At 58.4% G+C, this 12,311-nt stretch carries 15 protein-coding genes (1 of these 15 cut by a window edge); 9 read left to right on the forward strand and 6 right to left on the reverse strand.

Annotated elements, in window-relative coordinates; genetic code table 11:
- A protein-coding gene (gene tyrS, locus M1E16_RS24795) for a tyrosine--tRNA ligase (protein ID WP_305498438.1) crosses the window boundary here: on the reverse strand, positions 1-302 show its 5' end (the start). It extends 898 nt beyond the left edge of the window; the window shows 302 of its 1,200 coding nt (coding positions 1-302); the start codon lies at positions 300-302; its stop codon lies off the left edge, out of view.
- Between the two features lie 211 nt (positions 303-513).
- Between tyrS and M1E16_RS24800 the strand changes: the two genes are divergently transcribed.
- A complete protein-coding gene (locus M1E16_RS24800; RefSeq protein WP_434658078.1) occupies positions 514-1,932 on the forward strand; it encodes a peptidoglycan DD-metalloendopeptidase family protein in 1,419 nt (472 codons plus the stop codon).
- Between the two features lie 3 nt (positions 1,933-1,935).
- Entirely contained in the window at positions 1,936-3,027 is a 1,092-nt protein-coding gene (locus M1E16_RS24805) for an anhydro-N-acetylmuramic acid kinase (RefSeq protein WP_458128608.1), read from the forward strand.
- 67 nt (positions 3,028-3,094) lie between these two features.
- On the opposite strand, the gene erpA is transcribed toward M1E16_RS24805, so the two are convergent.
- Both erpA and argC read right to left on the reverse strand, forming a co-directional pair.
- Positions 3,095-3,445, reverse strand: a complete 351-nt coding sequence (gene erpA / locus M1E16_RS24810; protein WP_003177727.1) for an iron-sulfur cluster insertion protein ErpA — start codon at positions 3,443-3,445, stop codon at positions 3,095-3,097.
- 149 nt (positions 3,446-3,594) lie between these two features.
- Positions 3,595-4,629 (reverse strand): N-acetyl-gamma-glutamyl-phosphate reductase, encoded by a 1,035-nt coding sequence (argC, locus tag M1E16_RS24815; RefSeq protein ID WP_305498436.1) that lies wholly within the window; start codon positions 4,627-4,629, stop codon positions 3,595-3,597.
- A gap of 134 nt (positions 4,630-4,763) precedes the next feature.
- On the opposite strand from argC, the gene hemJ reads away from it, so the two are divergent.
- The 6 genes from hemJ to coq7 all read left to right on the forward strand — a co-directional run bounded on the left by hemJ (position 4,764) and on the right by coq7 (position 9,183).
- Complete coding sequence (gene hemJ / locus M1E16_RS24820) at positions 4,764-5,195, forward strand: protoporphyrinogen oxidase HemJ (RefSeq protein WP_305498435.1); 432 nt, start codon at positions 4,764-4,766, stop codon at positions 5,193-5,195.
- Between the two features lie 34 nt (positions 5,196-5,229).
- A complete protein-coding gene (locus tag M1E16_RS24825) occupies positions 5,230-6,198 on the forward strand; it encodes an NAD(P)H-dependent flavin oxidoreductase (protein ID WP_458128609.1) in 969 nt (322 codons plus the stop codon).
- Between the two features lie 39 nt (positions 6,199-6,237).
- Positions 6,238-7,194, forward strand: a complete 957-nt coding sequence (locus tag M1E16_RS24830; RefSeq protein WP_458128610.1) for a DUF805 domain-containing protein — start codon at positions 6,238-6,240, stop codon at positions 7,192-7,194.
- A 62-nt stretch (positions 7,195-7,256) separates the two neighbouring features.
- Positions 7,257-8,042 carry an SDR family NAD(P)-dependent oxidoreductase gene (locus tag M1E16_RS24835; protein ID WP_434696648.1) on the forward strand — a complete coding sequence of 262 codons (786 nt, stop codon included), beginning with the start codon at positions 7,257-7,259 and terminating at the stop codon, positions 8,040-8,042.
- 79 nt (positions 8,043-8,121) lie between these two features.
- On the forward strand, positions 8,122-8,460 hold the full coding sequence (locus tag M1E16_RS24840; protein ID WP_458128611.1) for a histidine triad nucleotide-binding protein: 339 nt from the start codon (positions 8,122-8,124) through the stop codon (positions 8,458-8,460).
- A 75-nt stretch (positions 8,461-8,535) separates the two neighbouring features.
- Positions 8,536-9,183, forward strand: a complete 648-nt coding sequence (gene coq7, locus M1E16_RS24845; protein WP_458128612.1) for a 2-polyprenyl-3-methyl-6-methoxy-1,4-benzoquinone monooxygenase — start codon at positions 8,536-8,538, stop codon at positions 9,181-9,183.
- 98 nt (positions 9,184-9,281) lie between these two features.
- On the opposite strand, the gene speD is transcribed toward coq7, so the two are convergent.
- Positions 9,282-10,076, reverse strand: coding sequence for an adenosylmethionine decarboxylase (speD, locus tag M1E16_RS24850; protein ID WP_434571448.1), 795 nt, complete (start codon positions 10,074-10,076; stop codon positions 9,282-9,284).
- 239 nt (positions 10,077-10,315) lie between these two features.
- Positions 10,316-10,738, reverse strand: a complete 423-nt coding sequence (locus tag M1E16_RS24855) for an OsmC family protein (RefSeq protein WP_008061600.1) — start codon at positions 10,736-10,738, stop codon at positions 10,316-10,318.
- Positions 10,739-10,975: 237 nt separating this feature from the next.
- On the opposite strand from M1E16_RS24855, the gene crp reads away from it, so the two are divergent.
- On the forward strand, positions 10,976-11,620 hold the full coding sequence (crp, locus tag M1E16_RS24860; RefSeq protein WP_434627751.1) for a cAMP-activated global transcriptional regulator CRP: 645 nt from the start codon (positions 10,976-10,978) through the stop codon (positions 11,618-11,620).
- On the opposite strand, the gene M1E16_RS24865 is transcribed toward crp, so the two are convergent.
- On the reverse strand, positions 11,617-12,309 hold the full coding sequence (locus M1E16_RS24865) for a lipoate--protein ligase family protein (protein ID WP_458128613.1): 693 nt from the start codon (positions 12,307-12,309) through the stop codon (positions 11,617-11,619). The genes crp and M1E16_RS24865 overlap by 4 nt on opposite strands.
- Between the last annotated feature and the right edge of the window lie 2 nt (positions 12,310-12,311).

Raw genomic sequence — 12,311 nt, forward strand, 5'->3', positions numbered from 1 at the left:
GCGTTGTCGAGAACCTGCTCACGAGTCAGCGGAGGACGCGTGGCACTTTTGCCGCTCGGATCACCGATCATGCCGGTGAAGTCGCCTATAAGGAAGATAACCTGATGCCCCAGGTCCTGGAACTGACGCAGCTTATTAATAAGCACGGTATGCCCCAGGTGCAGATCGGGCGCCGTCGGATCGAAACCGGCCTTGATACGCAGCGGCTGCCCGCGCTTGAGCTTTTCGATCAGCTCGGACTCGACCAACAGTTCTTCCGCACCACGTTTGATCAGCGCTAGCTGCTCTTCAACCGACTTCATAACAGACCCGCAAGGCTCAGATTCAAAGGGCCCCAACCATACAAGATCACGCACCAAATACAAGGTTTGCCAGGTGCACGAACGCCAATCCCATAGACAGAGCGTCCGCGGGCTTGCTTCGCAGGGGTTTTGGTTATATTTTATACAGTTATTTCATCTTCATCATGTCATTCATCTTTTCCAATTCATCTTTTCAAAAGTCAAATTACCTATGACCACCGAACCGTCTAAAGCGCCGCCGCTTTACCCAAAGACCCACCTGCTCGCCGCAAGTGGTATCGCCGCCCTCCTTAGCCTGGCGCTCCTGGTATTTCCTTCCAGCGATGTCGAAGCCAAAAAGACGACTCTGAGTCTTGAACTGGAAAGTCCCGCTGAACAACTGACACAAGAACAAGACGCCGCCGAAGCCGTTCAAGCCACAAACGAACCGGCCGCCTCGCCTTTTGCGCAGATTGAAGAAAGCGCGAAAGACACTGCAAACGCCACTGCACAGGTAGAAGCTCCTGTTGCAGAAGAGAAGAAAGGACCGGATCACCGTGAAGTGATTGTTGCCAAGGGCGACACACTCTCCACCCTCTTCGAAAAGGTGGGCCTGCCCTCAACCTCAGTCCATGAAATCCTGGCCAGCGACAAGCAAGCCAAACAGTTCACTCAACTGCAACGTGGCCAGAAACTCGAATTCGAACTCAATCCAGACGGGCAGTTGACCAACCTGCACACCAAGCTGAGCGATCTGGAAAGCATCACCCTGACCAAAAACGAAAAGGGTTATGTATTCAACCGCGTCACCACCAAACCTACCGTGCGCTCCGCCTATGTTCACGGCGTCATCAATAGTTCGCTGTCCCAGTCGGCCGCCCGCGCCGGCCTTTCCCACAGCCTGACCATGGACATGGCCAGCGTGTTTGGTTATGACATCGACTTCGCGCAGGATATTCGCCAGGGCGACGAGTTCGACGTCATCTACGAACAGAAAGTGGTCAATGGGAAAAGCGTCGGCAACGGACCGATCCTTTCCGCGCGCTTCACCAACCGCGGCAAGACCTATACGGCGGTGCGCTACACCAACAAGCAGGGCAACAGCAGCTACTACACCGCTGACGGCAACAGCATGCGCAAGGCGTTTATCCGTACTCCAGTCGACTTCGCCCGCATCAGCTCCAGGTTTTCCGCAGGCCGCAAGCATCCTATCCTGAACAAGATCCGCGCCCACAAAGGCGTCGACTACGCAGCTCCGCGCGGCACGCCCATCAAGGCTGCCGGCGATGGCAAGGTACTGCTGGCCGGCCGTCGTGGCGGTTATGGCAATACCGTGATCATCCAGCACGGCAACACCTACCGCACGCTGTACGGCCACATGCAAGGTTTCGCCAAGGGCGTGAAGACCGGCGGCTCCGTCAAGCAAGGCCAGGTTATTGGCTACATCGGCACGACTGGCCTGTCCACCGGCCCGCACTTGCACTATGAATTCCAGGTCAACGGCGTTCACGTCGATCCGCTCGGCCAGAAGCTGCCGATGGCCGATCCGATTGCGAAATCCGAGCGCACCCGTTTCCTGGCTCAGAGCCAGCCTCTGATGGCTCGCATGGATCAAGAGAAAGCCACCCTGCTGGCTTCGAGCAAGCGCTAAGCCATGGCGCTCTATATCGGTGTGATGTCCGGGACCAGCCTGGATGGCCTGGATATCGCGCTGATCGAACTTGCCCCGGCGATCAAATTGATCGCCACGCATTACATACCCATGCCCACGCCCCTGCGCACCGAGTTGCTTGCACTGTGCAGCAGTGGGCCCGATGAGATCGCCCGCTCCGCCATCGCCCAGCAGAACTGGGTAAAGCTGGCCGCGCAGGGTATCCATACCTTACTCGACGAACAAAAGCTCAAGCCTGAAGACGTCACCGCGGTTGGCAGCCACGGCCAAACCATTCGCCATGAACCGGCCCGCGGATTTACCGTGCAGATCGGTAACCCGGCACTCTTGAGCGAATTGACCGGCATCACCGTTGTCAGCGATTTCCGCAGCCGTGATGTCGCCGCCGGAGGACAGGGGGCGCCTCTGGTTCCGGCATTTCACGAAGCACTGTTCGAAGAACGAGTCGGTCCTCGTGCAGTGCTGAATGTCGGCGGCTTCAGCAATCTCAGCCTGATAGAGCTGGCAAAACCCGTATCAGGTTTCGATTGTGGCCCAGGCAACGTATTGCTCGATGCATGGATACACCAGGAGCGAGGCGAGCCTTTTGATCGTGACGGCCAATGGGCAGCCAGCGGAAAAGTAGAGCCGACTTTGCTCAAGACGTTGCTTGGAGACCCCTTCTTTGTAACCAAGGGCCCGAAAAGTACCGGACGAGAAGTATTCAACCTGTCCTGGCTGACCCGTCATCTATCGCAATTGCCAGCCTTCACCCCTGAAGATGTGCAGGCGACACTACTTGAACTGACTGCCCTGACCATCGTCGAATCACTCCAGCATGCCCAGCCGAACACGCAGGAGTTGCTGGTCTGCGGCGGTGGCGCACACAACCAGACACTGATGAAGCGCCTGGCTGACTTGCTACCAGCTACCAAAGTCAGCAGTACGGCAGCGTACGGCGTGGACCCGGATTGGGTTGAAGCAATGGCCTTTGCCTGGCTCGCCCATTGCTGTCTTGAGGGTATTCCAGGCAACCGTCCAAGTGTCACTGGGGCCCGTGGCCCGCGCGTACTCGGCGCCATTTATCCGGCCTGAGATCAATAATCGCGGACAAAAAAACGCCGCAGGGCCGTAAGGCTCTGCGGCGTTTTTATTGAAGCGATCAGATCGAAAACGAAGAACCGCACCCACAAGTTGTGGTGGCGTTAGGATTCTTGATCACGAAGCGCGATCCTTCCAGGCCTTCCTGATAATCCACTTCGGCACCCGCCAGGTACTGGAAGCTCATCGGATCGACCACCAGGCTGACGCCTTCGCGCTCGACGATGGTGTCATCCTCGGCCACTTCCTCATCGAAAGTGAAGCCGTACTGAAAACCTGAACAACCGCCGCCCGTCACGAACACGCGCAGCTTCAAACGATCATTGCCCTCTTCATCGACCAGGCTCTTCACCTTGTGCGCGGCACCGTGGGTGAATTGCAAAGCCGTGGGGGTGAAGGTTTCGACGCTCATGCTGAATATCTCCCGGCGCTTACGCCGCCATAATGCGTGATGGCGGGCATTATCCGCTTCTCCGACAAAATTGGTCAACTATTTGCGCAGCAGCTGTAAGCCGCAAGCTATAAGCCACGGGCTCGTAGCTTACAGCCTGCATCTCTTAATCAAGGCAGCATCCCAGCGTGGGACAGGCCCAGCCGCTCATCGAGCCCGAAGAGGATGTTGAGGTTCTGTACTGCTTGGCCGGAAGCGCCCTTGACCAGGTTGTCGATTACCGACAAGACCACGACCAGGTCGCCATCCTGCGGGCGATGCACAGCGATCCGGCATACGTTCGCGCCGCGGACACTGCGGGTTTCCGGATGGCTGCCAGCCGGCATCACGTCGACAAACGGCTCATCGGCATAACGCTTCTCGAACAGCGCCTGCAGATCCACGGAGCGATCGGTCACGGTGGCGTAGAGGGTGGAATGGATACCACGGATCATGGGCGTCAGGTGCGGCACGAAAGTCAGGCCGACGTCCTTGCCTGCCGCGCGACGCAACCCTTGGCGAATCTCCGGCAAATGACGATGCCCCTTGACCGCGTAGGCCTTCATGCTCTCCGATGTTTCGGAGTACAACGAGCCAACGCTGGCACCTCGACCGGCGCCGCTGACGCCCGACTTGCAGTCGGCGATCAAGCGCGACGCATCGGCGAGACCGGCCTCCAGCAAAGGCAGGAATCCCAACTGCGTCGCGGTCGGATAGCAACCCGGCACCGCGATCAGCCGTGCCTGCCTGATTTTTTCACGATTGACTTCCGGCAAGCCGTAGACCGCCTCGTCCAGCAGTTCCGGTGCGCCGTGAGGCTGACCGTACCACTTGGCCCATTCGTCTGCGTCCTGCAGACGGAAGTCTGCCGACAGGTCAATGACCTTGGTTCCCGCGGCCAGCAGCTCACCCGCCAGAGCGTGGGCGACACCATGGGGGGTGGCGAAAAATACTACGTCGCAGGCCCCGAGGGTCTTGACGTCAGGGACGCTGAACGCCAGGCCGTCGTAATGGCCACGCAAGTTCGGATACATGTCGGCGACGGCCAGGCCGGCCTCGGATCGGGAGGTAATGACCACCACCTCAGCTTGCGGATGCTGTGCCAACAGACGCAGCAGTTCGACACCGGTGTAACCCGTGCCGCCGACGATACCGACCTTGACCATGAACCTGCCCTCAACGAACCACTGGAAAGCCGTCGATGATAGGGCGCCCGCAGCGCTGCGACAACCGCCAAGGTGACGTGTGGCCGCGCTAACCTCTACTATCGAAGCTACCGTGAACCTGGGAATAATCAAAAATGCTCTATCTATGGCTCAAAGCGCTTCACATTGTCAGCATGGTCTGCTGGTTTGCCGGCCTGTTCTACCTGCCTAGACTGTTCGTCTACCACGCTCAAAGCGAAGACAGCGTCAGCAAGGAACGCTTCTCCATCATGGAACGCAAGTTGTATCGCGGCATCATGGGCCCGGCGATGATCGCCACGCTGGTGTTCGGCATCGGCTTGCTCAGCCTCAATGCCAGCGCCTACTTCACCCAAGGCGGCTGGATGCACGCAAAGCTGACTCTGGTCGTCCTGCTGATCGGCTATCACCATATGTGCGGTGCCCAGGTTAAGCGCTTCGCCCGTGGCGAAAACACCCGCAGTCATGTCTTTTATCGCTGGTTCAATGAAGTGCCGGTCGTGATATTGCTGGCTATTGTAATTCTGGTCGTGGTCCGGCCGTTCTAATTCCAACCGCATCCATTGATGAGAGGGACCTCCAATGTCGCTGCCCGCTCTGCTTGAACAACGTCTGCGGCTGCCTGTCGTGGTCGCACCGATGTTCCTCATTTCCAATCCGCAGCTGGTACTGGCCTGCTGCCGCAACGGTGTCGTCGGGAGTTTCCCGGCGTTGAACCAACGTGAAAGCAGGGGCTTCAAGGCGTGGCTGGAGGAAATCGAAGCGGGCTTGGCGACTCTGGAAAAGCCGGCGCCCTACGCAGTCAATCTGATCGTCCATCACAGCAACCCGCGACTCCAGGCCGACCTGGCAATCTGTATCGAGCACAAGGTGCCGATCGTCATCACCAGCCTGGGGGCGGTGAAGGAATTGGTGGACGCGGTTCATGGCTATGGCGGCCTGGTATTTCACGACGTGACCACTCGCCGCCATGCCGAAAAAGCCGCCGAAGCGGGCGTCGACGGTTTGATTGCCGTTGCGGCCGGTGCGGGTGGGCACGCAGGAACCTGGAGCCCATTCGCACTGATTGCTGAAATCCGGCAGTTCTTCGATAAAACCCTGTTGCTTGCAGGATGCCTTAACCACGGCCATCAGATTCTGGCTGCGCAACTGCTTGGCGCGGATCTGGCCTACTTCGGAACGCGTTTTATCGGCACGACGGAAAGTCACGCGTCCGACGCTTATAAAGAGATGTTGCTCACATCCAGAGCCGCGGACATCGTGCATACTCCCGCAGTGTCCGGGGTGCCGGCCAGTTTCATGCGTCAGAGCCTGGAAAGTGCCGGCTTCGACCTGGCTGCTCTGCAAGGCAAGGGCGTGGCGGATGCGGGGGCGAAACTCAAACCGCTCAATGATGAAGCCAAGGCCTGGAAGACCGTATGGTCCGCCGGCCAGGGTGTAGGTGACATCAATGATTTGCCCGGTGTCGATCAATTGATCGCGCGCCTGGATGAAGAATACCGGCAGGCGCAAGCCCTAGCGACACAACTTGGCGGCCATTGGCCGCGCTGAACCCACAATAAACCAACCAGAAAGACAAGGATGCCAGGCATGAGCGAAAACCGTTTCAACATTGTATTCGACGGGGCCCTGCTGCCAGGCGTAGATACCACTACCGCCAAGCTCAACCTCGCCGAACTGTTCAAAAGTGATGTGAGCGCCATTGAACGACTGTTCAGCGGTCGCAAGGTGTCCCTCAAGAACAACCTGTCCCAGAATGAAGCGCAACAGTACCTGGACGCGCTTCATAAAAGCGGCATCGATGCACGAATCGAAGCCGAACCGTCCATCCAGCTCAATCTCGGCGAAATCCAAGAGCAGCCGGGCGGCCGCCAGCCGGACTCTGTGATCGATCCTGTTTCTCCTTATGCGCCTCCACGGGCAGCAGTGGGTGAAACGTTCGCCGAGTACGGCACGCTCAAACCCTTCAGCTTCGAGGGACGTATCGGACGCCTGCGTTACCTGGCCTGGACCATGGTCCTGACCCTGGCCATGCTGCCGTTGGTAGGCCTGGGCTTCTGGGTCGCCACGAACTGGCTGCTCGCTTCCGACTCGATAGCAGGGTTGGTCGTCGGTGGTCTGATCGCTGTAGTCGTCGTGCTTGCCTTCGCGTTCGTGAGCATCCAGTTCAACGTCCAGCGTCTGCATGACCTCGGCTGGTCGGGGTGGTTGTGGCTGATCAACCTCGTGCCATTCGTAGGCAGCATCTTCCCGTTCATTCTCATCATCGCCCCAGGCAATACCGGCGCCAACCAGTACGGCCCACCACCGCCGCGCAATACCACGGCGGTCAAGCTGCTGGCGTCGCTGTGGCTGGTGATGATCGTCCTGATTTTCGTGGCCACCTTCGCCGGCATCTTCGGTGCTCTCCAAGAGGACTTCGATAGCGGTGCCTCGAGCAGCTACGAAAGCAGCGAATACAGTGACCAGACCAGCGAAGAACCAGCCGCTGATGCAGCCGAGCCCGCCTCGCCTTCTGTAGACTACGAAGAAGAAGAGGAACAATAGGCCCGCTTCATGCCAGTGACAGCCCAGTCCACTGGCGACGGGCTGTTGCGATGGAGAACTGCATGACCCGTTACGCCCTGATCACTGGCGCTTCCAGCGGAATCGGCCTGGCCCTGGCTGAAGCACTGGCCCGGCGCGGGCGCAACCTGATACTCGTGGCGCGACAGCGTGATCGACTGGAAAGTATTGCGATCGAACTGACCCAGCGATTTGGCGTGGAAGTATTGTTCCGGGCTTGCGACCTGAGCGAGCCCTTGCGGCTTTCAGGTTTCCTGCTGGAACTGGAAGAAGGCGAACGCCAGATCGACCTGCTGGTCAACTGCGCCGGCATCGGCACCTTCGGCCCGTTCCTGGGCCAGGACTGGATGACCGAGCAGGACCTCATCGAAGTGAATATCCTGGCCCTGACCCGCCTCTGTCACGCCGTGGGCAACAGCATGGCGCTGCATGGAGGCGGCCAGATCCTGAACGTCGCGTCGACTGCCGCATTCCAGCCGGGCCCCTGGATGAGCACCTACCACGCCAGCAAAGCGTACGTATTGCACTTTTCCGAAGCCCTGCGAATCGAGCTGAAGAAATGTGCGATCAAAGTCTCGGTACTTTGCCCTGGCCCGACCCGCACCGGTTTTTTTGCCGAGTGGCAACGGGACGAGAAGCCCAGCGACGATAAGAAGCTGATGAGCCCTGAAGAGGTTGCGCTGTACGCTGTCCGCGCGCTGGACAGGGACCGGGCCATTATCATTCCCGGACGCCGCAATCGCTGGATCGCCGCCCTGCCCCGACTCGGGCCGCGCTGGCTGGTGCGAATTCTTAGCGGCATGTCCAATAAAGCCTACTGTCCACGCTAGATTTGCGGATGGTTAACCCGGGCTTGCCAACCGAGCCTTCAATACACTCGACCTCAAACAACCCAACGGAGCAGCAGCCGTGGACACTCTGTTTACCAAGATCATCAACCGGGAAATTCCGGCCAGGATCATTTATGAAGACGATCAGGTTCTGGCTTTTCACGACATCGCCCCCCAGGCTCCAGTGCATTTCCTGGTGATTCCGAAAAAACCGATCCGCACCCTCAATGACCTGACCGAGGAAGACAAAGGGTTGGCCGGACATATCCTGTTTACCGCCCAGCGCCTGGCGCTTGAGCTGGGCTGTGAGGAAGGCTTCCGCGCGGTGATGAACTGCAATGAACTTGGCGGGCAGACCGTCTATCACATTCATATGCACGTGCTGGGGCAGCGCCAGATGAACTGGCCACCGGGTTGATACCGCTGACCCAGCGCAAATCTTCAGCGGCCGATTGGGTTAAACTGGCTGCCGTGATTTTTTCCGGAGGTAAGCATGACTACCCAACGTCACTACTCGCCCATTGACCGCCTGCTGCTGCAAGCCGATACCGCGATGCGCACGCTACTGCCCTTCAGTGGCCAGCCGTACCGTCCGTCGCCGGCAATCGTGCAGCCGGACGTACAGATGAGTGACGAAGAGACTCGCCATGTCGCGGGCCTGATGCGCATCAACCATACCGGTGAGGTTTGCGCCCAGGCTATGTACCAGGGCCAGGCGCTGACGGCGAGATTGCCGCAGGTACGCGAGGCGATGGAGCATGCCGCCGAAGAAGAAGTCGACCATCTGGTCTGGTGCGAGCAGCGCATTCGCCAGTTGGGTAGCCATACCAGCGTCCTGAATCCGTTGTTCTACGGGATGTCATTCGGCATCGGCGCGGTGGCCGGACTGATCAGCGACAAGGTCAGCCTGGGTTTCGTCGCGGCAACCGAACATCAAGTGTGCAAGCATCTGAATGAGCACCTGGAGCAGCTGCCGGCCGAAGATGAAAAGTCCCGGGCGATTCTTGAGCAGATGCGCAAGGATGAACAACAGCATGCCGAAAGCGCTCTCGATGCGGGGGGTTTTCGTTTCCCGGCTCCGGTGAAATTCGGCATGAGCCTGTTGGCGAAGGTCATGACCAAGAGCACCTATCGGATCTGACCGCGATACGGAGCCTGTCCCACAGACATATCGGGTTTCCCAGAACTGAAAAAGGCGACTACCGCACAGGTAGTCGCCTTTTTTTGTAGCCTTGATCTTCAGCGCGGCATGTTGCGCGCGTAGAAAATCTCCAGCATCTCGTGCTTCACACGCTCTTCCACCTGGCCACGCTGCTCAACGGACAGGTTGCTGGTGGCATCACCGAACAGGTAGTTGTCCAGTTCGAAGTCCTTGAGCAGCATCTTGGTGTGGAACAGGTTTTCCTGGTACACGTTCACGTCGGTCATCTGATACGCGTCGCGAGTGTCTTCGGAGAGATAGTTCTGGATCGAATTGATCTCGTGATCAATGAAGTGCTTGTGGCCCTCCACGTCCCGTGTGAAGCCACGCACACGGTAATCCACGGTCACGATGTCGGAATCGAATTGGTGAATCAGGAAGTTGAGTGCCTTGAGCGGTGAAATGACGCCACAGGTCGACACATCGATGTCCACTCGGAACGTTGCAATACCGTCCACCGGATGGATCTCCGGATAGGTATGTACCGTGATGTGGCTCTTGTCGAGGTGGGCCAGGATAATTTCAGGCAACGGGCCCGGGGACTCTTCGATCTGGCTTTCGGTCGGTGTCACCGGCTCTTCCGAGATCAGAATGGTCACGCTGGCGCCTTGGGGTTCATAGTCCTGACTGGCGATGTTCAGGATGTTGGCACCAATGATATCGACAACTTCCGTGAGGATCTGCGTGAGGCGCTTGGCGTTGTACTCTTTATTGATGTACTCGACGTAGGCCTGCTGGTCTTGCGGGGTTTCCGCATAGCAGATGTCATAGATGTTGAAGCTCAAGGTCTTTGTCAGGTTATTGAACCCATGGAGCTTGAGTTTGCTTTTCACCGTTTGAAAACTCTCTGTGTATTGCGGCCCGGCCGCGTGATCAAGCATGCCCGTCAGATGCGAACGACGCACCTGCGTAGGACGGTTAACACCTCTTCGCGATGGCGATTTTGGTTGTCTGTCCAGGCAATGGATCAGCCCGCGAGCCGATCATTGCCCTGAAAAAAGTGGCGCATTATGCAGATGTCGGCTTCTGACCGCCAGAGCTTGCACTGCATTTGTGATGGTTGGATGTCGATTCAACCCAACTCGATGATTTCATAATCGTGAGTGATTTCAACACCGGCAGCACCGAGCATGATCGAGGCCGAGCAGTATTTCTCGGCGGACAGCTCAATGGCGCGCTTGACCTGGGCTTCCTTCAGTCCACGGCCTTTGACCACGAAGTGCATGTGGATCTTGGTAAACACTTTCGGATCCTCTGTCGCGCGCTCGGCTTCAAGGAACGCTTCGCAACTTTCGACGGCCTGGCGTGACTTCTTGAGAATGCTGACCACATCGAAGTTGCTGCAGCCGCCGACACCGAGCAAGAGCATTTCCATTGGCCGGACACCCAGGTTCCGACCGCCGGCATCCGGTGGGCCGTCCATGACGACCACATGACCACTGCCTGATTCACCGAGGAACATGGCTTCGCCAGCCCATTGGATGCGTGCCTTCATCGCCAAGACTCCACTGTTCAAAAAAAGGGGGCGCCAGCTTAGCACAGCGCCCGTTGATGGCAGCGGGATGCCTGATGCCTCTTACGCCAGCGCCTGTAGGTAAATTCTCGAATCTATTACGAATGCCTCTGTTAAGCTGCGCCATCTCGCTGGCGTATGGCCAGCTTTTGGCGATAACCATTCGCCCTCACCCAAAAAACCAAACCACCACACCGCGCAGTCTTTCGGGATACAACCATGGTTGCCATTACTCCCACGTCCAAGATCAAGAACCTCGACAAACTCTTGATGCATTGCCAGCGTCGCCGCTACCCCGCCAAGCACAACATCATTTGCGCAGGCGACCGCTCCGATACGCTGTTTTTCATCATCAAGGGCTCCGTCACTATCCTGATCGAGGACGATGACGGCCGGGAAATGATCATCGCCTACCTCAACTCCGGGGATTTTTTCGGCGAACTGGGGTTGTTCGAGCAGGCGGGCAAGGAGCAGGAGCGCAGTGCCTGGGTGCGAGCCAAGGTCGAATGTGAAGTGGCGGAAATCAGCTATGGCAAATTCCGAGAGCTGTCGCAGCAGGATCCGGACATTCTTTACGCCCTCAGCGGACAAATCGCGCAGCGTCTGCGCAATACCACCCGCAAAGTCGGTGACCTGGCGTTCTTCGACGTGACCGGTCGCGTCGCCCGCTGCCTGCTGGAACTGTGCAAGCAGCCCGACGCCATGACCCATCCGGATGGTATGCAGATCAAAGTGACCCGTCAGGAAATCGGCCGCATCGTTGGCTGCTCCCGAGAGATGGTCGGACGCGTGCTCAAGGACCTGGAAGAGCGCGATCTGGTCAGCGTCAAAGGCAAGACCATGGTCGTGTTCGGGACGCGCTAAAAGCTGCTCAACAGTTCCCGGTAGAGCGCCTCGAGCCGTTCCAGCGCATGAGGCGCCGGGAATTTCTCATGCAGGGCAATGTGGCTCTCGGCACGCACACGCTGCTCCAGGCCACACGTCTCGTTGAACCGATTGACCGCCGCAACCATGGGATCGCGCTCGTCATCCAGCAATAGGGCGCCATGCACCAGACCCACCGGCCTCTGGCCACCCTTGCTTTGCCGCCAGCGCTGGGCGGTACCGACCATTTTTCGGCCGTCCAGATTGACGTTGAAGCGCCCATCACAAAACGCGCCCTCCACTTCGCCAAGGGAAGCCACCCCGCCCAGCTCATCGAGCAACTGGCAGATCGGATCGCACAGACGCCGATAAGCAGTCTCGATCCGGCCATGGTCACCTTCACTTCGCGGTGGCGCATAGACCAGCGCGATATTGACCGTAGCGCCCGATTGAGGCACTGGCTCGCCACCGGTTTCACGCAGCAGCACCGGCCAGCCGCTTGCGGCCGATACCTCACAGGCAAGTTCAAAACCTGGCAGGCGACTCAAGCGACGCGGCATGACCAGGGCACGATCGCTGGGTTGCCAGAACAGCAAGCCGGATTCAGCGTCACCGGCGCAAACGCTGGCCAGCAGATCCTGTTCGGCCTGCAGGCCGCTTTCAACCGTGAAGGCAATGGCTGAAGGCATCG

The organism is Pseudomonas sp. Z2-11, from assembly GCF_054161305.1.

Excerpts from the sequence above, each read along its gene's own strand:
- M1E16_RS24800 (WP_434658078.1), top strand. The coding sequence starts at position 514 with ATGACCACCGAACCGTCTAAAGCGCCGCCGCTTTACCCAAAGACCCAC.
- M1E16_RS24805 (WP_458128608.1), top strand. The coding sequence starts at position 1,936 with ATGGCGCTCTATATCGGTGTGATGTCCGGGACCAGCCTGGATGGCCTG.
- erpA (WP_003177727.1), bottom strand. The coding sequence starts at position 3,445 with ATGAGCGTCGAAACCTTCACCCCCACGGCTTTGCAATTCACCCACGGT.
- argC (WP_305498436.1), bottom strand. The coding sequence starts at position 4,629 with ATGGTCAAGGTCGGTATCGTCGGCGGCACGGGTTACACCGGTGTCGAA.
- hemJ (WP_305498435.1), top strand. The coding sequence starts at position 4,764 with ATGCTCTATCTATGGCTCAAAGCGCTTCACATTGTCAGCATGGTCTGC.
- M1E16_RS24825 (WP_458128609.1), top strand. The coding sequence starts at position 5,230 with ATGTCGCTGCCCGCTCTGCTTGAACAACGTCTGCGGCTGCCTGTCGTG.
- M1E16_RS24830 (WP_458128610.1), top strand. The coding sequence starts at position 6,238 with ATGAGCGAAAACCGTTTCAACATTGTATTCGACGGGGCCCTGCTGCCA.
- M1E16_RS24835 (WP_434696648.1), top strand. The coding sequence starts at position 7,257 with ATGACCCGTTACGCCCTGATCACTGGCGCTTCCAGCGGAATCGGCCTG.
- coq7 (WP_458128612.1), top strand. The coding sequence starts at position 8,536 with ATGACTACCCAACGTCACTACTCGCCCATTGACCGCCTGCTGCTGCAA.
- M1E16_RS24855 (WP_008061600.1), bottom strand. The coding sequence starts at position 10,738 with ATGAAGGCACGCATCCAATGGGCTGGCGAAGCCATGTTCCTCGGTGAA.
- crp (WP_434627751.1), top strand. The coding sequence starts at position 10,976 with ATGGTTGCCATTACTCCCACGTCCAAGATCAAGAACCTCGACAAACTC.
- M1E16_RS24865 (WP_458128613.1), bottom strand. The coding sequence starts at position 12,309 with ATGCCTTCAGCCATTGCCTTCACGGTTGAAAGCGGCCTGCAGGCCGAA.